The organism is Streptomyces sp. NPDC039736 (assembly GCF_055596485.1).
The window spans coordinates 1-21,059 of record NZ_JBVIUQ010000001.1; the positions used below are offsets into that span (position 1 = coordinate 1).

Annotated in this window: 13 protein-coding genes, 1 tRNA gene and 2 rRNA genes; 13 read left to right on the forward strand and 3 right to left on the reverse strand. The window is 70.8% G+C overall.

The annotated features are described in order from the left end of the window. From ACZ56L_RS00005 to ACZ56L_RS00015, 3 genes are all read left to right on the forward strand, one after another. Nucleotides 1–199, forward strand: a 23S ribosomal RNA gene (locus ACZ56L_RS00005); the annotation flags it as partial. Between the two features lie 81 nt (nt 200–280). After that, a 5S ribosomal RNA gene (gene rrf, locus ACZ56L_RS00010) occupies nt 281–397 on the forward strand. Nucleotides 398–654: 257 nt separating this feature from the next. Continuing rightward, nucleotides 655–727 (forward strand) — tRNA-Thr (locus ACZ56L_RS00015). A 94-nt stretch (nt 728–821) separates the two neighbouring features. On the opposite strand, the gene ACZ56L_RS00020 is transcribed toward ACZ56L_RS00015, so the two are convergent. Then, nucleotides 822–3,461: a SpoIIE family protein phosphatase gene (locus ACZ56L_RS00020; RefSeq protein WP_468683671.1), complete on the reverse strand. Its 2,640-nt coding sequence runs from the start codon at nt 3,459–3,461 to the stop codon at nt 822–824. 387 nt (nt 3,462–3,848) lie between these two features. Between ACZ56L_RS00020 and ACZ56L_RS00025 the strand changes: the two genes are divergently transcribed. From ACZ56L_RS00025 to ACZ56L_RS00070, 10 genes are all read left to right on the forward strand, one after another. Further along, nucleotides 3,849–9,269, forward strand: a complete 5,421-nt coding sequence (locus ACZ56L_RS00025) for a HAMP domain-containing protein (protein ID WP_471059830.1) — start codon at nt 3,849–3,851, stop codon at nt 9,267–9,269. 327 nt (nt 9,270–9,596) lie between these two features. Further along, nucleotides 9,597–10,280 (forward strand): response regulator, encoded by a 684-nt coding sequence (locus ACZ56L_RS00030; RefSeq protein ID WP_345217312.1) that lies wholly within the window; start codon nt 9,597–9,599, stop codon nt 10,278–10,280. A gap of 235 nt (nt 10,281–10,515) precedes the next feature. Beyond that, nucleotides 10,516–13,365 carry a DNA translocase FtsK gene (locus ACZ56L_RS00035; protein ID WP_471059834.1) on the forward strand — a complete coding sequence of 950 codons (2,850 nt, stop codon included), beginning with the start codon at nt 10,516–10,518 and terminating at the stop codon, nt 13,363–13,365. A 296-nt stretch (nt 13,366–13,661) separates the two neighbouring features. Next, nucleotides 13,662–14,519, forward strand: a complete 858-nt coding sequence (locus ACZ56L_RS00040) for a helix-turn-helix domain-containing protein (protein WP_345217314.1) — start codon at nt 13,662–13,664, stop codon at nt 14,517–14,519. 196 nt (nt 14,520–14,715) lie between these two features. Then, on the forward strand, nt 14,716–16,224 hold the full coding sequence (gene rimO, locus ACZ56L_RS00045; protein ID WP_401757973.1) for a 30S ribosomal protein S12 methylthiotransferase RimO: 1,509 nt from the start codon (nt 14,716–14,718) through the stop codon (nt 16,222–16,224). After that, entirely contained in the window at nt 16,221–16,892 is a 672-nt protein-coding gene (gene pgsA / locus ACZ56L_RS00050) for a CDP-diacylglycerol--glycerol-3-phosphate 3-phosphatidyltransferase (protein ID WP_345217316.1), read from the forward strand. The genes rimO and pgsA overlap by 4 nt, the downstream gene beginning before the upstream one ends. Continuing rightward, nucleotides 16,889–17,401 (forward strand): CinA family protein, encoded by a 513-nt coding sequence (locus ACZ56L_RS00055; RefSeq protein ID WP_380836529.1) that lies wholly within the window; start codon nt 16,889–16,891, stop codon nt 17,399–17,401. The genes pgsA and ACZ56L_RS00055 overlap by 4 nt, the downstream gene beginning before the upstream one ends. Nucleotides 17,402–17,510: 109 nt before the next feature. Then, complete coding sequence (locus tag ACZ56L_RS00060) at nt 17,511–17,906, forward strand: helix-turn-helix domain-containing protein (RefSeq protein WP_345217317.1); 396 nt, start codon at nt 17,511–17,513, stop codon at nt 17,904–17,906. A 232-nt stretch (nt 17,907–18,138) separates the two neighbouring features. Beyond that, entirely contained in the window at nt 18,139–18,609 is a 471-nt protein-coding gene (locus ACZ56L_RS00065; protein WP_345217318.1) for a Dps family protein, read from the forward strand. Nucleotides 18,610–18,743: 134 nt separating this feature from the next. Beyond that, a complete protein-coding gene (locus ACZ56L_RS00070) occupies nt 18,744–19,070 on the forward strand; it encodes a hypothetical protein (protein ID WP_471059843.1) in 327 nt (108 codons plus the stop codon). Here ACZ56L_RS00070 and ACZ56L_RS00075 read toward each other — a convergent pair. Continuing rightward, nucleotides 19,018–19,797, reverse strand: a complete 780-nt coding sequence (locus tag ACZ56L_RS00075) for an SDR family NAD(P)-dependent oxidoreductase (RefSeq protein ID WP_471059846.1) — start codon at nt 19,795–19,797, stop codon at nt 19,018–19,020. The two genes, ACZ56L_RS00070 and ACZ56L_RS00075, sit on opposite strands and share 53 nt — an antisense overlap. A 33-nt stretch (nt 19,798–19,830) precedes the next feature. Continuing rightward, on the reverse strand, nt 19,831–20,685 hold the full coding sequence (locus ACZ56L_RS00080) for an Fpg/Nei family DNA glycosylase (protein ID WP_471059850.1): 855 nt from the start codon (nt 20,683–20,685) through the stop codon (nt 19,831–19,833). Nucleotides 20,686–21,059 lie beyond the last annotated feature (374 nt).

The following is a 21,059-nucleotide window of genomic DNA, read 5'->3' on the forward strand; positions in this document are numbered from 1 at the left end:
CCAAGGGCATGGCTGGTTGGCTACGTTCGGAAAGGATAACCGCTGAAAGCATCTAAGCGGGAAGCCTGCTTCGAGATGAGTATTCCCACCCCCTTTGAGGGGTTAAGGCTCCCAGTAGACGACTGGGTTGATAGGCCAGATGTGGAAGCCCGGTAACGGGTGGAGCTGACTGGTACTAATAGGCCGAGGGCTTGTCCTCAGTTGCTCGCGTCCACTGTGTTAGTTCTGAAATAACGAACAGTCCTGTGAGAACAGCCAGGTGTTCATATTTTCATAGTGTTTCGGTGGTCATAGCGTTAGGGAAACGCCCGGTTACATTCCGAACCCGGAAGCTAAGCCTTTCAGCGCCGATGGTACTGCAGGGGGGACCCTGTGGGAGAGTAGGACGCCGCCGAACAATCATTGTGGAAAAGCCCCGTACCGGGAAACCGGTACGGGGCTTTTCTGCGTTCGGCGTCGCTTGGGGGGAGGCATGGTGGGCACGGGCAGTGGGTTCGCCGGCCGTACGGCAAGGGCCTTGTCAGGGTTTGGCCGTATGTGTGCATGGCGACAGAGGTGGGTGCGAGGGGGTCAGGAGATGTGGTTCGGAGTTCTGACTTTTTATGGGTATGATCTATCTCGTTGAAGCCGAGCAGAACAGCAAGGCGCAACGAGGCCCCTATAGCTCAGTCGGTAGAGCGTCTCCATGGTAAGGAGAAGGTCTGCGGTTCGATTCCGCATGGGGGCTCAGTAGAAGGAAGAAGGCCCCCCGCCACCAGGCGAGGGGCCTTCTTCGTGTTGGGAGTCGGGGGAGAGGCCGCGGGCCGCGGTGAGCGCGGCAGTCAGTTCTGGAGGGGCTCCGGGACGCGCATGGCGAGGATGGCCATGTCGTCGGAGGCGGGTTCTGCGGCGAAGCGTTCCACGGTGCGCAGGACGCGGGCGGCGATGGCGCCGGCGGTCAGGCCCGTACAGCCGGAGAGGACTTCGGCCAGGCCGTCGTCGCCGAGCATGCGGGTGCCCTCGCGGCGCTCGGTGATGCCGTCCGTGACGCAGAGGAGGACGTCGCCGGGGTAGAGGGTCAGGGTCTCCTCGTAGAGCTCCAGGTCGTCCATGACGCCCAGGAGGGGCTGGGGTTCGGCGGCGGGCGTGACCGTGCCGTCCTGGCGGAGGCGGAGCGGGAGGGGGTGGCCCGCGCAGACCAGTTTGAGGATGGAGCTGCCGTCCTCCTGGGGCCACAGCTCTCCGTACAGGAGGGTCAGGAAGCGGCTGCGCTCGCCCTCGTCGAGGATGGCGGCGTTGAGGCGTTCCAGGACGGCTGGGCCGCCGAAGCCCTCGCGGGCCAGGAGGCGCAGGGCGTGCCGGGCGAGGCCCGTGACGGCGGCGGCCTGGGGGCCCGTGCCGCAGACGTCGCCGATGGCGAAGCCGTAGACCCCGTCGCGGATCGGGAAGATGTCGTAGAAGTCGCCGCCGACCTCGTTGCCCTCGCCGGCCGCGCGGTAGATGACCTCGACCTCCATGCCCGGCACGTTCGGCCGCTCCGGGGGGAGCAGGCTGCGCTGGAGGGACTGGCTGATGGCCATGCGCTCGGAGTAGAGGCGGGCGTTGTCCAGGGCCAGGGCGGCGCGGCGGGAGAGGTCCTCGGCGAGTTCGAGGATCTCTTGGCGGAAGTGGTCGTCGGTGGGCTTGCCGAGGGTCAGCATGCCGATGACGCGGTTGCGGGCCACCAGCGGGAGGACGACGGTCTCGCCGCCGACGGCTGCGGCCGTCGCGAGGGTGGTGCCGATTCCGGAGCCCAGCTGGGGGGTCGAGCCCAGGCCGAGGCTGCGCATGGAGGTGCGGAGAGCTGCCTGGTGGGCGGCCTCGCCGGGGACGTTCCAGATGCGGGCGCCGGGGGTGGGGACCGGGTCGGGCGGGCTGACGCGGGACAGGAGGGCCTTGAGGCCGTCGATGCGTTCCTCGTCCTCGTGGAGGACGTAGGAGAGGTAGGGGTCGGACGCCGGGTCGGCGATCGTGTAGACCGCGCACCAGGTGGCCAGGGTGGGGACCGTCATCTGCGCCATCAGGGCGAGGGTCTGGTCGCGGTCGAGGGTGCCGGCCAGCAGGTCGGAGGCCTCGACGAGGAAGGAGAGGGAGCCGCGGCGGAGGCGTTCGAGTTCGCCGAGGCGGGCGGACTCGACGGCGAGCGCGATGCGGTCGGCGGCGAACTGCAGGCGCAGCGCCTCGTCGTTGGTGTACCGGCCGGGGGCTTCGGCGGCGACACCGAGCGAGCCGGTGAGGCGGCCCTCGACCTTCAGCGGGACGGTCACGACGGAACGCATCCCGGTGCCGCCCAGGAGGGGCACCGCGCCGGGGACGGCGATCAGGTCCTCGTGGACGGCGGGCATGCGGGCGGAGCCGTACCTGCCGGTGCCGGCCTCGACGGGGACGCGGGCGAAGCGCTGGCGGGCGGAGGGCAGGCCGGTGGTGGCCCGTACCTCCAGCTCGGTTTCGTCGTCGGTGGCCAGGAGGAGGAAGGCGGAGTCGGCGTCGAGCATGTCGCGGGCGCGCTCGACGGTGCGCTGGAGGAGGCCGTCCAGGTCGTCGGGGGCGGGGGAGCCGATGAAGACCTCGAAGGGGTCGGTGGTGCGGCCCTCGGTGAGGGAACCGCCCGCCGGGTCGGCCGCCGCGGTGCGCTGGGGGGTCTGCAGGACGGCGCGCTCCACTTCCCGCACCAGGAGGCAGATGGTGGACGGCTCGCCCTCGTTGTCGCGGACGCGCAGGTGGGAGGCGTACACGGGGATGACGCGGCCGTCCGCGCCGCGGATGCCGTAACTGCCCTCCCAGCGGGACATCTGGAGGGCCTCGGCGATGCCCGTGCCGATGCCGGGGGTCTGCGGCCAGGCGGTGAGGTCGGTGAGGGGCTTGCCGGTGACCTGCTCGGCGGCGTAACCGAAGAGGTCCTGCGCGTCCTCGTTCCAGGAGGCGATGGACCCGCCGCGGTCTATCTGCACGACGGCGACGCGGATGCGGCCGTCGGCGACCGGGAGCAGCCGGTCGGGGAGGACCGGGCCCGCGACGCGGGTGCCGACCGGGCGCTGGGGGAGGTCGAGTTGGAACCAGACGTGCTTCTGGGTCGGGGTGTACTCGACTCCCCACTTGGAGGCGAGGGCGGCGCACAGGAGGAGGCCGCGGCCGCCCTCCCGGTCGGGGCCGCCCAGATTGAAGCCGGCGCCCTGGAGGGGGACCTCGCGCTCGGGATAGCGGTCGCCGACCTCGACGCGGATGCCTTCCTCGGTGCGCAGGCACAGGACGTCCGCCTGGGTGCCCGCGTGGACGACCGCGTTGGTGACGAGTTCGCTGGTGAGGACGACCGCGTCGTCGACCAGCTCGGAATGCCCCCAGCCCTGGAGCGTGTCGCGTACGAAGGCCCGGGCAGTCGCCACCGACCGTCCGACCGGGTCGAAAGTGGCCGCCGCCCGCGCCGTGATCACAGCACTCCCCATGTGGTGTTCGTCGCTTCCCCGAGTCCTGTGCCCGTTTCTCGCGGCTTCGATTCGCCTTTGCCAGGCTAGACGGTCGCCCGACGCGTTGTGCCACTGCGTCCCGAGAACGTACGGGGAAGGGCCGGGCGACGGGGCGGGCCGACCCGGTGACTGTATGCTTCAACGATTTGACGCCGGAGGCGTCACGCGTCGCCTGCCGAACACGGCGGTGCGGCAAGGTGGAAGACTGGGAAAGCTTCCAGCGAAGACCTGGGAAGTACGGTCGATCCCTGCGGGAGGGACACGGTGGAGTCTGGCGTGGCGGCGCGGGGCAGGAGCACGCGCACAAAGGGCGGACGGTCCCGGAACAGTGGGACGACCGAGGTGGACACGGCTGCGCTGAACCGCATGCTGGCGGCCTTGGTGTCGATGCGGGACGGGAACTTCAGGAAGCGGCTGACGGTCTCCGGCGACGGGGTGATGGCCGAGATCGCCGCCGTGTTCAACGAGGTCGCCGACCGGAACCTCCATCTGACGGGTGAGCTGGCACGGGTACGGCGCATGGTCGGCCGGGAGGGCAAGCTCGCGGAGCGGCTGGAGACCGGGGCCTGCGAGGGGTCCTGGGCGGCGGCGATCGACGCGTCGAACGCGCTGGTGGAGGACCTCGTACGACCGGTGTCCGAGGTCGGGCGGGTGCTGTCGGCGGTGGCGGAGGGCGACCTGGAGCAGCGGATGGAGCTGCGGTCGCAGGCGCGCGAGGAGGGCGCCGGGCATCCGTTGCGCGGTGAGTTCCTCAAGGTCGGGCGGACGGTCAACAACCTCGTCGACCAGTTGTCGGCGTTCACGGACGAGGTGACGCGGGTCGCGCTGGAGGTCGGCACCGAGGGCAAGCTCGGCGGGCAGGCGCAGGTGCGCGGGATGTCCGGGTCGTGGAAGGACCTCACGGACTCCGTCAACACGATGGCGTACCGGCTGACGGCTCAGGTGCGCGACATCGCGCTCGTGACGACGGCGGTGGCCAAGGGCGATCTGTCGCGCAAGGTCACGGTGCACGTGGCCGGTGAGATGCTCCAGCTGAAGAACACCGTGAACACGATGGTGGACCAGCTCTCGTCGTTCTCCTCCGAGGTGACGCGGGTCGCGCGGGAGGTCGGCACCGAGGGCGAGCTCGGCGGGCAGGCGCAGGTGCCCGGGGTGGCGGGGGTGTGGAAGGACCTCACGGACTCCGTGAACCTGATGGCGGGGAACCTCACCTCGCAGGTGCGGGGCATCGCGGAGGTCACCACGGCGGTGGCGAGCGGCGACCTGTCGCGGAAGGTCACGGTCAACGCGCGCGGCGAGGTCGCGCAGCTCGCCGAGACGATCAACCAGATGACCGAGACGCTGCGGACGTTCGCCGACGAGGTCACGCGGGTCGCGAGCGAGGTCGGCGGGGAAGGACTGCTCGGCGGGCAGGCGCAGGTGCCGGGGGCGGCGGGGACCTGGAAGGACCTCACGGATTCCGTGAACACCGCCTTCCGCAACCTCACCGACCAGGTGCGCAACATCGCGCAGGTGACGACGGCGGTCGCCAACGGCGACCTGTCGCAGAAGGTCACCGTCGACGTGGCCGGCGAGATGCTGGAGCTGAAGAACACCGTCAACACGATGGTGGACCAGCTCCAGTCCTTCGGTTCCGAAGTGACGCGGGTGGCCCGCGAGGTCGGCGTCGAGGGGCAGTTGGGCGGGCAGGCGCAGGTGCCGGGGGCGGCCGGGACCTGGAAGGACCTGACCGATTCGGTCAACACGGCTTTCCGCAACCTCACCGGGCAGGTGCGCAACATCGCGCAGGTGACGACGGCGGTGGCCAACGGCGACCTGTCGCAGAAGGTCACCGTCGACGTGTCCGGCGAGATGCTGGAGCTCAAGGTCACCGTCAACACGATGGTCGACCAGCTGTCCGCGTTCGCCGATCAGGTCACGCGGATGGCCAGGGACGTGGGTACGGAGGGGCGGCTCGGCGGGCAGGCGCGCGTCGACGGGGTCAGCGGTACGTGGAAGGAACTCACCGACTCCGTCAACTTCATGGCGGGGAACCTGACTTCGCAGGTGCGCCAGATCGCCCAGGTGACGACGGCGGTGGCGCGGGGTGACCTGTCGCAGAAGATCGACGTGGACGCGCGCGGCGAGATCCTGGAGCTGAAGAACACCATCAACACGATGGTCGACCAGCTCTCGGCCTTCGCGGACCAGGTGACGCGGGTCGCGCGGGAAGTGGGTACGGAAGGGCGGCTCGGCGGTCAGGCGCAGGTGCCGGGCGTCGCCGGTGTGTGGCGTGATCTGACCGACTCGGTGAACGGCATGGCCGGGAACCTCACCGCCCAGGTGCGCAACATCGCGCAGGTCGCCACGGCGGTGGCGCGGGGCGACCTGTCGCAGAAGATCGACGTGGACGCGCGCGGCGAGATCCTGGAGCTGAAGAACACCCTCAACACGATGGTCGACCAGCTGTCGAACTTCGCGGAGCAGGTGACCCGGGTGGCCCGGGAGGTGGGCACCGAGGGCATGCTCGGCGGCCAGGCCGAGGTGCAGGGAGTGAGCGGGACCTGGAAGGACCTCACTCAGTCCGTGAACTTCATGGCGAACAACCTGACCTCCCAGGTACGGAACATCGCCGAGGTGACGACGGCGGTGGCCAAGGGCGACCTGTCGAAGAAGATCACCGTGGACGCGAAGGGCGAGATCCTCGACCTCGTCACGACCGTGAACACGATGGTGGACCAGCTCTCCAACTTCGCCGACGAGGTCACCAGGGTCGCCCGCGAGGTGGGCACCGAAGGCATCCTCGGCGGTCAGGCCAGGGTGCGCGGGGTCACCGGCATCTGGAAGGACCTCAGCGACAACGTCAACACGATGGCCAACAACCTGACCTCGCAGGTGCGGAACATCGCCCGGGTGTCCTCCGCCGTCGCCAACGGCGACCTGACGAAGAAGGTCACCGTCGAGGCGCGCGGCGAGGTCGCCGAGCTGGCCGACACGGTGAACACCATGGTGACGACCCTGTCGTCGTTCGCCGACGAGGTCACCCGGGTGGCCCGCGAGGTGGGCACGCAGGGCCAACTGGGCGGCCAGGCCCGGGTGCCCGGAGTCGCGGGTACGTGGAAGGACCTCACCGAGTCGGTGAACTCGATGGCGTCCAACCTGACCGGTCAGGTGCGGCAGATCGCGACCGTCACGACGGCCATCGCGAAGGGCGACCTGACGAAGAAGATCGACATCGACGCGCGGGGCGAGATCCAGGACCTGAAGGACACCATCAACACGATGGTCGACCAGCTGTCGTCGTTCGCCGAGCAGGTGACGCGGGTGGCCCGCGAAGTGGGCACCGACGGGCAGTTGGGCGGCCAGGCGCGGGTGCGGGACGTCGACGGCACCTGGCGCGACCTCACCGAGTCGGTGAACGAGATGGCCGGCAACCTGACCCGTCAGGTGCGGGCCATCGCGAAGGTCGCCACCGCGGTGACCAGGGGCGATCTCAACCTGAAGATCGACGTGGACGCCGCCGGGGAGATCCAGGAGCTCCAGGACAACATCAACACGATGATCTCCAACCTGCGCGACACCACCCTCGCCAACGAGGAGCAGGACTGGCTCAAGGGCAACCTGGCCCGCATCTCGGGCCTGATGCAGGGCCGCCGCGACCTGGACGACGTCGCCTCGCTGATCATGAGCGAGCTGACGCCGGTCGTCTCGGCGCAGCAGGGCGCGTTCTTCCTGGCGATGCCGTCGGGGTCGTCCGCGGCCAAGGGCGCGGAGGTCGGCGCGGACGCGGAGCGCTCGTACCAACTGCGGATGCGCGGGAGTTACGGGTACTCGGCGGGTTCGATGCCGACGGTCTTCCGGCCGGGGGAGACCCTGATCGGGACCGCCGCCGAGGAGAAGCGGACCATGCAGTTCAAGGCGCCCGAGGGGTATCTCAAGATCTCCTCGGGGCTCGGGGAGGCACCGCCGGCGCACGTGATCGTGCTGCCGGTGCTCTTCGAGGGGCAGGTGCTGGGCGTGATCGAGCTGGCGTCGTTCCAGCCGTTCACGCAGATCCAGCGGGACTTCCTGAACCAGATCGCCGACCTGATCGCGACCAGCGTCAACACCATCAGCGTCAACACGAAGACCGAGGTGCTGCTGGAGCAGTCACAGGAGCTGACCGAGCAACTGCGCGAACGCAGCGAGGAGTTGGAGAACCGGCAGAAGGCCCTCCAGGAGTCCAACGCCGAACTGGAGGAGAAGGCCGAGCTGCTGGCCCGGCAGAACCGCGACATCGAGGTGAAGAACACCGAGATCGAGGAGGCCCGGCAGGTCCTGGAGGAGCGGGCCGAACAGCTCGCCGTCTCCATGCGGTACAAGTCGGAGTTCCTGGCGAACATGTCGCACGAGCTGCGCACCCCGCTCAACTCGCTGCTGATCCTGGCCAAGCTGCTCGCCGACAACGCCGACGGGAACCTCTCCCCGAAGCAGGTGGAGTTCGCCGAGACCATCCACGGGGCCGGTTCCGACCTGCTCCAGCTCATCAACGACATCCTCGACCTGTCCAAGGTCGAGGCGGGCAAGATGGACGTCTCGCCGACCCGGATCGCGCTGGTCCAGCTCGTCGACTACGTGGAGGCCACCTTCCGGCCGCTCACCGCGGAGAAGGGACTCGACTTCTCGGTACGGGTCTCCCCGGAGCTGCCCGCCACCCTGCACACCGACGAGCAGCGCCTCCTCCAGGTGCTGCGCAACCTGCTGTCCAACGCGGTGAAGTTCACCGACACCGGAGCCGTCGAGCTGGTGATCCGGCCCGCCAACGCGGACGTACCGCACGAGATCCGCGAGCAACTGCTGGAGGCGGGGTCGCTGCGGGACTCCGACGGGGACCTGATCGCCTTCTCGGTCACCGACACCGGCATCGGCATCGCCGCCAGCAAGATGCGGGTCATCTTCGAGGCGTTCAAGCAGGCCGACGGGACGACCAGCAGGAAGTACGGCGGTACGGGCCTGGGCCTGTCCATCAGCCGGGAGATTGCCCGCCTGCTCGGCGGCGAGATCCACGCGGCGAGCGAGCCGGGCCGCGGCTCGACGTTCACCCTGTACCTGCCGCTGCACCCCAGTGAGCTGCCCCCGCAGGGCTATCCGCAGGTCAGCCCCGGCGGGCTCGAACTGCCGCGCCGGGCGCAGCAGCAGGAGGCCCCGACGGCACCGGACGCGGCGTCCCCTCCGTACCACCTGGGTGTCGTACGCAACGAACCCCAGACGGGTTCGGCCGGGCTCTTCCGGCGGCGGCGCAAGGCGATCGGGCAGGCCGAGGAGCGGCCCGCGCTGCCCGGTAGGACCGCCGCCCCGGCAGCGGCCGGCAGCACGCCGCAGGAGCCGTGGGCCGGACAGCAGCAGGGCGGGCAGGAGAGTGCGCCCGAGGAGCGGCGGACGTTCGGGTTCTCCGGTGAGAAGGTGCTCATCGTCGACGACGACATCCGCAACGTCTTCGCCCTGACGAGCGTTCTGGAGCAGCACGGGCTCGCGGTGCTGTACGCGGAGAACGGACGCGAGGGCATCGAGGTCCTGGAGCAGCACGACGACGTGACGGTCGTGCTGATGGACATCATGATGCCGGAGATGGACGGCTACGCGACGACGACGGCGATCCGCCGGATGCCGCAGTTCGCCGGGCTGCCGATCATCGCGCTCACCGCGAAGGCGATGAAGGGCGACCGGGAGAAGGCGATCGACTCGGGCGCCTCGGACTACGTGACGAAGCCGGTGGACCCGGACCATCTGCTCGGTGTGATGGAACGGTGGATGCGCGGGGAGGAGTAGAGCCCCGGCGCTCCGTGGGCGCGCGCCTGACCGTACGGTGGTGTGTGCACCGGACCGTGCGGCGGTGCGTGCCGCGGGCGGTCGTGCTGACGGGCCGGGTTGCCGGGACGTGCTGACTGACTGTGGCCGACGGCGTGTGAGAGCACGGGAATCGGGGAACCTATCGGTCTCCCGATGCGTTTTTGCTACGTGCACAGTGACATCGCGGTGACAGGGTGTGGCGACCGGCAGGGTACGGCTACCATGACCGGCACAAGGACGGGCGACGCAAGGGAGTCGTCCTCCGGGGCGGCGCCCGGTGCACTGCCGGGGCGAGGAGGACGGGCCATGGTGCAGAAGGCCAAGATCCTCCTGGTCGATGACCGGCCGGAGAATCTGTTGGCGCTGGAGGCCATTCTCTCCGCGCTCGATCAGACACTGGTGCGGGCATCGTCAGGGGAGGAAGCGCTCAAAGCACTGCTTACCGATGACTTCGCGGTCATCCTGCTGGACGTGCAGATGCCGGGCATGGACGGGTTCGAGACCGCCGCGCACATCAAGCGGCGGGAGCGGACGAGGGACATCCCGATCATCTTCCTCACCGCGATCAACCACGGTCCGCATCACACCTTCCGGGGTTATGCGGCCGGCGCGGTGGACTACATCTCGAAGCCGTTCGACCCCTGGGTGCTGCGCGCCAAGGTGTCGGTCTTCGTCGAGCTGTACATGAAGAACTGCCAACTGCGGGAGCAGGCGGCACTGCTGCGCCTCCAGTTGGAGGGTACGAACCGGGCGGACGCGGGAGCGGTGAAGGAGCCCGCGGGGCTGCTCGCCGAGCTGTCCGCGCGGCTCGCGGCGGTCGAGGAGCAGGCGGAGGCGCTCTCCAAGCAGCTCGACGACGAGTCCGCGGACGCGGCGGCGGTCGCCACGGCGGCGCATCTGGAGCGCAAGCTCACGGGACTGCGCCGGGCGCTCGACGCGCTGGAGCCGGGGACCGGCGGGGGCGCGGGGACGCTGCCCTCGCAGAACTGACGGAGTGCTCGACGCGTGGGTGGGCGTTGGCCGTGCACGTGACCGTTCGTCGGGCGTGTGAAGGAATGTGAGGGAGCGTGAGCCCCATACCTGGTGTTGTGTCAGGTATGGGGCTTTCGTGCGACCGGGTGCGGTCGACGGGGCGTCAATTTCGCTGTCTGCGAAGGGCGACACGGTCGGGTGAACCCGTAGGCGCTCCTGTCCGCAGGCGTCTCCCCAGGTAACCTCTTGCCCCATGGCCTCACGTACGTCCGGCAAGGGTTCCCAGGGCACGACGGGCACCGCCAAGCCGCGCGCCGGTCGTACGCCGGGCGCTGCGAAGAAGGCGGCGCCCGCGAAGGCCGTGGCGAGACCGCCCGCGAAGAAGACCGCCGCCAGGAAGGCCCCGGCGAAGAAGGCGCCCGCCAAGAAGGCGGTCCGCCCCGCGCCCCGGCCCGCCCCGTCCCCCACCGGGGGCGTGTACCGGCTGGCGCGCGGCGCCTACCTGGGTCTCGCGCACGGTGTCGGCGCGATGTTCCGCGGCATAGGGCGGGGCGCGAAGGGGCTCGACCCGGCGCACCGCAAGGACGGCCTCGCGCTGCTGCTGCTCGGCCTCGCGCTAATCGTCGCGGCCGGCACCTGGGCGCATCTGCGCGGGCCGGTCGGGGACCTGGTCAAGATGCTGGTCACCGGTTCCTTCGGGCGGCTCGACCTGCTGGTGCCGCTGCTGCTGGGCGCGATGGGAATCCGGCTGATCATGCACCCGGAGCGGCCGGAGGCCAACGGGCGCATCGTCATCGGGCTCTCCGCTCTGGTCGTCGGCGTGCTCGGACAGGTGCACATCGCGTGCGGGTCGCCGGGGCGCGGCGACGGCACCGAGGCGATGCAGGACGCGGGAGGGCTGATCGGCTGGGCGGCGTCGGTGCCGCTGACCTTCACGATGGGCGAGGTGCTGGCCGTACCGCTGCTGCTGCTCCTGACCGTCTTCGGGCTGCTGGTGGTGACGGCGACACCGGTCAACGCGATTCCGCGGCGGCTGCGCCAGCTCGGCATCCGCCTCGGGGTCGTCGAGCCGCGGCCGGAGGAGCTCGCCGCCTACGTCGCGGAGGACGACGAGCGGTACGACGAGCAGTGGCGTGAGGCGCTTCCCGCCGGCGCACGCGGCGCCTCCGCGCGCCGGAGCGAGGCGGGGGAGTACGACGCCGACGCGGTGGAGCAGGAGGCGCCGGGACGGCGCAGGAGGCCGCGCAGGGCTCCGTCCGTGCAGCCGTCGTCCCCGTACGCCCGGCCGCAGGACGCGGTGGACGTCGCGGCGGCCGCGGCGGCCGCGCTGGACGGCGCGGTGATGAACGGGCTGCCGCCGTCGCCGATCGTCGCGGACCTCACCCAGGGCGTCTCGCAGGAGCCCGAGCGCACCTCGTCCGTGCCGTCGGCGCGGGAGGCGGTGCAGGCGCCGCCGGTGAAACCCGCGCTGCCCGCCGCGCCGGAACCGGGCCGCCCGGCCGGCGCCGCTCCGGCACCCGGCCGTCCCGCCGGGGTCGCGCCGCCCAAGGTCGCGGACCTCACCAAGGAGCCGCCGAAGGAGCCCTCGGTGCTCCCGGCGCGTGCCGAGCAGCTCCGGCTGTCCGGCGACATCACGTACGCGCTGCCCTCCCTGGACCTCCTGGAGCGCGGCGGGCCCGGCAAGACGCGCAGCGCGGCCAACGACGCGGTCGTGGAGTCGCTGCAGAACGTCTTCTCCGAGTTCAAGGTCGACGCGGCCGTCACCGGCTTCACGCGCGGTCCGACGGTCACCCGGTACGAGGTCGAGCTCGGCCCCGCCGTCAAGGTCGAGAAGATCACCGCGCTGACCAAGAACATCGCGTACGCGGTGGCCTCCCCGGACGTGCGGATCATCTCGCCGATCCCCGGCAAGTCCGCGGTCGGCATCGAGATCCCCAACAGCGACCGCGAGATGGTCAACCTCGGCGACGTCCTGCGCCTGGCGGACGCGGCGGAGGACGACCACCCGATGCTGGTGGCGCTCGGCAAGAACGTCGAGGGCGGCTACGAGATGGCCAACCTCGCGAAGATGCCGCACGTCCTGGTCGCCGGAGCCACCGGTTCCGGCAAGTCGTCCTGCATCAACTGCCTGATCACCTCGATCATGGTCCGGGCCACGCCCGAGGACGTACGGATGGTCCTCGTGGACCCCAAGCGCGTCGAGCTGACCGTCTACGAGGGCATCCCGCACCTGATCACCCCGATCATCACCAACCCCAAGCGGGCCGCCGAGGCGCTCCAGTGGGTCGTACGGGAAATGGACCTGCGGTACGACGACCTCGCCGCGTTCGGGTACCGGCACATCGACGACTTCAACGCGGCCGTGCGCTCGGGGAAGCTCAAGACGCCGGAGGGCAGCGAGCGGGAGCTCCAGGCGTATCCGTACCTGCTGGTGATCGTGGACGAGCTGGCGGACCTGATGATGGTCGCGCCGCGGGACGTGGAGGACTCGATCGTCCGCATCACCCAGTTGGCCCGCGCCGCCGGCATCCACCTGGTGCTCGCCACGCAGCGGCCATCGGTGGACGTCGTCACCGGTCTGATCAAGGCGAACGTGCCCTCCCGGCTCGCCTTCGCCACCTCCTCGCTCGCCGACAGCCGGGTCATCCTCGACCAGCCGGGCGCCGAGAAGCTGATCGGCAAGGGCGACGGGCTCTTCCTGCCGATGGGGGCCAACAAGCCGACCCGCATGCAGGGCGCCTTCGTCACCGAGGACGAGGTCGCGGCGGTCGTCCAGCACTGCAAGGACCAGATGGCGCCGGTCTTCCGGGACGACGTCGTGGTCGGCACCAAGCAGAAGAAGGAGATCGACGAGGAGATCGGCGACGACCTGGACCTGCTGTGCCAGGCCACCGAGCTGGTCGTCTCCACCCAGTTCGGGTCGACGTCGATGCTCCAGCGCAAGCTGCGGGTGGGCTTCGCCAAGGCGGGCCGACTGATGGACCTGATGGAGTCGCGGAACATCGTGGGGCCGACCGAGGGATCCAAGGCGCGTGACGTCCTCGTGAAGCCCGACGAATTGGATGGCGTGCTGGCCGTGATCCGGGGAGAGTCTCCTTCGTAGGGCGTGCGCGGTTTCCCGGGTGCGTGCGAGTGGCCCAGTGATCATCACTCGTACGGGTTCGGAGGCAACCGTTTCCCCTGCGGACACGTCCAGTTGAGGGGAGGGAGGCGTCATGGACCGTCAGCGGTGGGACCGTGGACGGCGCCGTGGTGCCTCCGGGGTGCCGGGCTGGTGCGACGGCGTACGAAAACGCCGTTCCGATGGCGTACAAAGACAGCTCTCCCGCTTGCCCCACCCTTTCGTCACCCCCCTAGACTGAACCTCCAGCAGGTGGCTCACGCTCGAAAGGCGCCCCCGTGTCCATCGGCAACTCCCCGGACGGCAACGTCCCGGACTCCCCCGGCAACTCCCCCGAAGACGACCGGCCCACCATCGGCCGTGCCCTCCAGCAGGCCCGGATCGCCGCAGGTCTGACGGTCGACGAAGTCAGCACGTCGACCCGGGTGCGCATTCCGATCGTGCACGCCATCGAGGCCGACGACTTCACCCGCTGCGGCGGCGACGTCTACGCCCGCGGGCACATCCGTACGCTCGCCGCCGCCGTCGGCCTCGACGCCTCGGCGCTCGTGGCGCAGTACGACGGCGAGCACGGCGGACGGCCCGCGCCGACCCCCGCCGCCCCGCTGTTCGAGGCGGAGCGGATCCGTCCCGAGCCGCGCCGGCCCAACTGGACCGCCGCCATGGTCGCCGCGATCGTCGCGGTGATCGGATTCGTCGGGTTCACGATGTTCAGCGGGGGCGACGAGCCCGGCGGGACGCGCAGCGTCGCCGAGGGGGCCACCGCCACTGCGCCCGCCCCCAGGCCCAAGCCGGACAGGACCATCAAGCCCGCCCTGCCCAAGACCGACGTGACGCCCGGCCCGGCGGACAGCGCCATCGCGGCCGCCCCCAAGGACCGGGTCACCGTCAAGATGGTCGCGACCGGCACCAAGAGCTGGGTCTCGGCGCGGGCGTCCAACAACCGGATCCTCTTCGACGGCTTCCTGAACAAGGGCGACTCCAAGACCTTCACCGACCCGAAGAAGCTCGACCTGGTGCTCGGCGACGCCGACGCCGTCCAGCTCTTCGTGAACGGCAAGGAGGTCGAGGACGACTTCAGCCCCGGCCAGGTCGAGCGGCTCACCTACACCAAGGGCGACCCCGAGGTCGGCTGAGACGCCGGGCGCACACGGGGGCGCGCGCCGGCCCCGCCCCCTGCTTCCACCGCTTCTGCCCGCTTCCACCTGCGGCGATCCGATCACGGACACGGTCGGTACGTCGTCGCAGGTCGGAAGGGGTACATCCGTCGAGGAGCGGCGCACGGCCCCCTCGCGGCCCGGGCGTGCGCCGGAACGAAGTAGGCTTGAGTCCATGCCCGAACGCCGCACCGTCGCCCTTGTCACTCTTGGCTGCGCCCGTAACGAGGTGGACTCGGAGGAGCTGGCAGGCCGCTTGGCAGCGGACGGCTGGGACCTCGTCGAGGACGCCTCGGACGCGGATGTCGCCGTCGTCAACACCTGCGGATTCGTCGAGGCCGCCAAGAAGGACTCCGTCGACGCCCTACTCGAAGCCAACGACCTGAAGGACCACGGCCGCACCCAGGCAGTGGTCGCCGTGGGCTGCATGGCCGAGCGGTACGGCAAGGACCTCGCCGAGGCCCTGCCGGAGGCCGACGGCGTCCTCGGCTTCGACGACTACGCCGACATCTCCAACCGCCTCCAGACCATCCTCGCCGGTGGTTCCGTCGAGGCGCACACCCCGCGCGACCGGCGCAAGCTGCTGCCGATCAGCCCGGCCGAGCGGCAGGCCGCCGACGTGTCGCTGCCGGGGCACGCGCAGGAGGCCGCCCCCGTGCCCGAGGACCTGCCGGAAGGCGTCGCCCCGGTCTCCGGGCCGCGCGCGCCGCTGCGCCGCCGGCTGGGCACGAGCCCGGTCGCCTCGGTGAAGCTGGCCTCCGGCTGCGACCGGCGGTGCTCCTTCTGCGCCATTCCGTCGTTCCGCGGCTCCTTCATCTCGCGCCGCCCCAGCGACGTGCTGGGCGAGACGCGCTGGCTGGCCGAGCAGGGCGTCAAGGAGGTCATGCTGGTCTCCGAGAACAACACCTCGTACGGCAAGGACCTGGGCGACATCCGCCTGCTGGAGACCCTGCTGCCCGAGCTGGCGGAGGTCGACGGCATCGAGCGGGTGCGGGTCAGCTACCTCCAGCCCGCCGAGATGCGGCCCGGCCTGATCGACGTCCTCACCTCGACGCCGAAGGTCGCCCCGTACTTCGACCTGTCCTTCCAGCACTCGGCGCCCAAGGTGCTGCGCGCGATGCGCCGCTTCGGGTCCACCGAGCAGTTCTGGGGCCTGCTGGAGACCATCCGCGGCAAGGCCCCGCAGGCCGGTGTGCGCTCCAACTTCATCGTGGGCTTCCCCGGCGAGACCGAGGAGGACTTCGCGGAGCTGGAACGCTTCCTCACCGGGGCGCGGCTGGACGCCATCGGCGTCTTCGGCTACTCCGACGAGGAGGGCACGGAGGCCCTGACGTACGAGGACAAGCTGGACGACGACACCATCGCCGCGCGGCTCGCGCACATCTCCCGGCTCGCCGAGGAGCTCACCGCCCAGCGGGCGGAGGAGCGCATCGGGGAGACGCTGGAGGTGCTGGTCGAGTCCGTGCGCCCGGCGGACTCCGACGACGCCGAGGACGAGCCCGCGACCGGCCGTGCCGCCCACCAGGCACCGGAGACGGACGGCCAGGTGGTGTTCACCACCGGCCACGGGTTGACGCCCGGTCGTATGGTCATGGCGAAGGTGGTCGGCACCGAGGGCGTGGACCTCGTCGCCGAGCCCCTGCCCAGTGCCAGTGACGAGGTTCCCAAGGAGGCGGCCAGATGAGCGGAATCCCGGCGTCCGCGGCGGGCGGTACCGGCAGGGCCGCGTCGGTGCCCGGCGGGCCGGTGGCCGGTGGGAAGCTGGGTGCCGTGGCGGTGAATCAGGCCAGTCTGTGGAACATCGCGAACATCCTCACGATGGTCCGGCTCGTGCTGGTGCCGGGCTTCGTGCTGCTGCTGCTCGCCGACGGCGGGTACGACCCGATCTGGCGGGCGTGGGCGTGGGCGGCGTTCGCCGTCGCCATGATCACGGACGTCTTCGACGGCCATCTGGCGCGGGCGTACAACCTGGTCACGGACTTCGGGAAGATCGCCGACCCGATCGCCGACAAGGCGATCATGGCGGCCGGGCTGATCTGCCTGTCCGGGCTCGGGGACCTGCCGTGGTGGGTGACCGGGGTCATTCTCTTCCGGGAGCTCGGGATCACGCTCATGCGGTTCTGGGTGATCCGGCACGGGGTGATTCCGGCCAGTCGCGGCGGCAAGATGAAGACCCTCGCGCAGGGCACGGCGGTCGGCATGTACGTGCTGGCGCTGACCGGGCCGCTGGCGACGTTCCGGTGGTGGGTGATGGCGGTGGCCGTGGTGCTCACCGTGGTGACGGGCCTCGACTACGTACGGCAGGCGATCGTGCTGCGGCGGGCGGGGCTGGCGGCGGAGCGGTCCGGGTGAGTTCCACGGCCGCAGGGGTGCTGGCGGCGCTCGCCGCGCGGGGGGAGACCCTAGCGGTGGCCGAGTCGCTGACCGGGGGCCTGGTCGCCGCGGAGCTGACCGGGGTGCCGGGGGCCTCCCGGGTCTTCCGGGGCTCCGTGACGGCGTACGCGACGGAGCTGAAGCGGGACGTCCTGGGGGTCTCCGGTGATCTCCTGCGCGAGCGCGGGGCGGTGGACGCCGAGGTCGCGCGGCAGATGGCGGCAGGGGCGCGGCGGGTGCTGGGGGCCGACTGGGGTGTCTCCACGACCGGTGTCGCGGGCCCCGATCCCCAGGACGGGCAAGCTGTGGGCACCGTCTTCGTGGCCGTCGCGGGACCGGACGGCAACCGGAAAGTGGCCGCGCTTGGGTTGAACGGCAGCCGATCGGACATCCGTAGAGAGAGCGTACGGGCCGCTTTCGAGCTGCTCTCCGGTGAACTGGTCGAGAATGCGCGGGCACAGGATACGGAACACAACGGGGGGATCTGATGTTTGCAGCCCTGAGTGAACACGACATAGCTCCCCGCACGGCTGCACCGCGAGGCGGTACGGTGGGGCGTGAAGGATGCGGCTACGCGGTCCGAGGAGGGAGCCACCGATGATTCTGCTCCGTCGCCTGTTGGGTGACGTGCTGCGTCGGCAGCGCCAGCGCCAGGGCCGTACTCTGCGCGAAGTCTCCTCGTCCGCCCGGGTTTCGCTCGGCTATCTCTCCGAGGTGGAGCGGGGGCAGAAGGAGGCATCCTCCGAGCTGCTTTCCGCTATCTGCGACGCGCTTGATGTACGGATGTCCGAGCTCATGCGGGAAGTGAGCGACGAACTCTCCCTGGCCGAACTGGCGGCGTCGGCTGCGGCCGGCGAGACGCCGGTGCGCCAGCCGGTACGACCGATGCTCAATTCGGTCTCCGTGACGTCGGTGGCCGGTGTGTCCGGCGTGCCGACCGAGCGAGTGACGATCAAGGCACCTGCGGAAGCGGTGGACGTCGTCGCTGCCTAGCGAAGGAAAGATGCGGGACCGGTGCTCCGGTCGACCCCTGTGGGGTCGGCCCGGGTGCCGGTTTTTGCGTTTCGGGGCTGTGCGGTGGGCGCGCCATGGCTGTTCGGGGCCGTTGCGACGCCGCTCTGCGGTCGCTTCTCTATGCCCGAACCCTGGATGACCGAAATGGATCAGTTGTGGCAGGGTTGATGGTGCTGATCCGGTTTTTCGGTATTCCTGAGGAGGACGCTCCATGTCAGTCGTGAAGAGCACGCTGCCCGAGGCCGATCTCAAGGCCGTCGGCGAGGCGCTGCAGGGCGCGCTGGTGGACCTGGTCGACCTGTCGCTGGTCGCCAAGCAGGTCCACTGGAACGTGGTGGGTCCGCGCTTCCGCTCCGTGCACCTTCAGCTCGACGACGTCGTGACCTCGGCCCGGCTGCACTCCGACTCCGTGGCCGAGCGGGCCTCCGCGCTCGGTGTGAACCCCGACGGCCGGGCCGCGACGGTCGCCGGGTCCTCGGCGATCGGGGAGACGCCCACCGGGTGGATCAAGGACAGCGACGCGGTGCGCATCCTGGTCGACGCGCTCGGTGCGGTGATCGTCCGGATGCGTGAGCGGATCGAGTCGACCGGTGACCCGGACCCCGTCACGCAGGACCTGATCATCGGGCTCACGGCGGACCTGGAGAAGCACGCGTGGATGTTCCAGGCGGAGAGTGCCTGAGGGCTGACGCCCGGGACGCCGGGCTGCTGAAGGCCCGGGGCGTGCGGGTGGGGTGCGCCGGAAGCTTCCTGTGCTTCCGGTGCGCCCTCCCGGGCGTGGACGACCGCCGCTAGCGTCGGTCCGAGGAGGCAGCGATGGAGCGACCGCTGGAGGGCCGGTGCCCGGGGCGCAGGGTCGTCCTGGGGACGCTGGTGCTGCTGTTCGGGGTGCTGTGGTGGTGGGCGGTGCTGCGGCTCGCGCTGGTGCCGCAGGAGGCCGGGCCGGTGGAGGGGGCGGTCGCGGCCGGGGGATGGGGCCTGAGCCTGCTGCCGGTGCATGTGGCGGGGCGGGACCGGGTGGATCGGGTGCGGGCGGGCCGGGTGCGGGTGGGGTCCGTTTCGGCCGGGGCGCGGATTGCCGGGTCGCGGGCTACCAGGGCATGGCGACGCCGCCGTTCGGGCGGAGGATCTGGCCCGTCGTGAAGGCGGAGGCGTCGCAGGCCAGGTGGAGCACCGTCTGGGCGACGTCCTCGGGTTGGCCGACGCGGCCGAGCGGGGTGATGCGGACCATTCTCGCCTCGGTGCTCTCCTGGAGCGTGGTGTCGTGTCTGTCCGTCATGGGGGTGCGGATCCAGCCCGGGGCGACCGCGTTGACGCGGATGCCGTGCGGGCCCAGTTCGGTGGCGAGGGTTTTCGTGAGCTGTACGACTGCGGCCTTGCTGGTGCTGTAGGCGAAGAGCCCGGCGTTGGCGGCGTCCACGGCTCCGGAGGCGACGGTCACGATGCTGCCCGGGCTCCGGGCCCGGAGCATGAGGCGGGCCGCTTCCTGGCAGGCGTACAGGACTCCCTTGAAATTGACCGCCAGGACGCGGTCGAGGTCTGCGTCGCCGGTGTCCAGGACGCTGCTGACGTGCATGATTCCGGCCGCGGCGACCAGGATGTCGAGACGCTCGGCGTTCTCCATCGCGGTCTTGAGTCCGGCGCGGGACGTCACGTCGAGCGTGTGGGTGCGGGGCGTGCCGTCGGTGGACTCGGTGATGAGGGCGGCCGTCTCGGCGAGGCCCGCCGCGTCGCGGTCCGCACAGTGCACGGTGGCCCCGGCTCCGGCGAGGAGCACGGCGGTGGCGCGGCCGATGCCGCCGGCCGCGCCGGTGACGAAGGCGGTGCGGCCGGTCAGGTCGTACGCGAGGACGCGTACCGCAAGGGGCATGCCGGCGACCGTACGACTCGACCTGACGAACCGTCAACCAGCGGGGCCCGCCTGGCACTTCGGGCACCAGTAGGTGGGGCGGTCGCGGGAGCCGTCGCCCTGGTCGGCCTTGCGGACGGGGGTGCGGCAGCGCAGGCAGGGGCGGGACCGGCGGCCGTAGACGTAGAGGAGTTCGGGGGAGGTGACGGTGCGGGTGGCGGGTGAGGTGCGGGCGACGGTGGTGGTGCGGCGGTCGGGGTGGTCCTTGTTGAAGTCCAGCAGGCGGTGGGCGGTGGCGACGAGGCGGGCGGGGACGTCGGGGGCCAGTTCGCCGACCGGGAGCCAGGGGGTGACACGGGCGAGGAAGCAGAGCTCGGACTTGTAGACGTTGCCGATGCCCGCGAGATTGCGCTGGTCCAGGAGGGCTTCGCCGAGGGGGCGGTCGGGGTCCGCGAGGAGATTGTGTACGGCGCGGGCGGGGAGGGAGTCGGGGGCATCGGGGTCGTCGGGCCAGGTGGGGGAGAGGAGGTCCGGGCCGAGGTGGCCGATGACGGTGTGTTCTTCGGCGGTGGGCAGGAGTTCCAGGATGGGGAGGCGGTAGCCGACGGCGGTGGCGTCCGTGTTCTGGAGGACCGCGCGGATCTGGTGCTCGGGGCCGCCGCGCCAGGGGGCGCCGGGGGCGAAGATCCGCCAGGTGCCGTCCATGCGGAGGTGCGAGTGCAGGGTGAGGCCGCCCTCGATGCGGGTGAGCAGGTGTTTTCCGTTCGAGGTGACGTCGAGCACCTCGCGGCCGGTCAGGTCGGAGGTGGCGAAGCGGGGGACGCGGAGGTCGGCGTGGGTGAGGGTGCGTCCGGCGAGGGCCGCGTGCAGACGGGCGGCGGCGTGCCAGACGGTGTCTCCTTCGGGCATGTGTCCATGATGCGGGAGAGGGGGGTGTGCGGGGGTGCGCTCGGGGTGCGGGGTGCGGCGTCGAGGGTGTGGGGAGGCGTGTTGTGGGGGGCGAGGGCGCTGAGGCGGGGCCCGGGGAGGCGTGCTGTGGGGTGGGCTCCGCCCGGGGTGCCGCGTCGGGAGTGCGGCAGGTCGTGACGTGGGGGCGGGCTTCCGCTGCGGGGCGCTGGGGCGGTATGCGGAGAGCTGCGCCGTGGGGCGCGCCCCTGCTGCGGGGATGTCGCGTCGGGGTGTGGAGGGGCGCGGGGCCCCGCACTCGGTCGCCCGTGCGGGGGCCGGTCGGGCCTGTGGGGGCGGGGTGGGGATGGGGGGCGGTGGGTCGCCTTTGCGGTGCG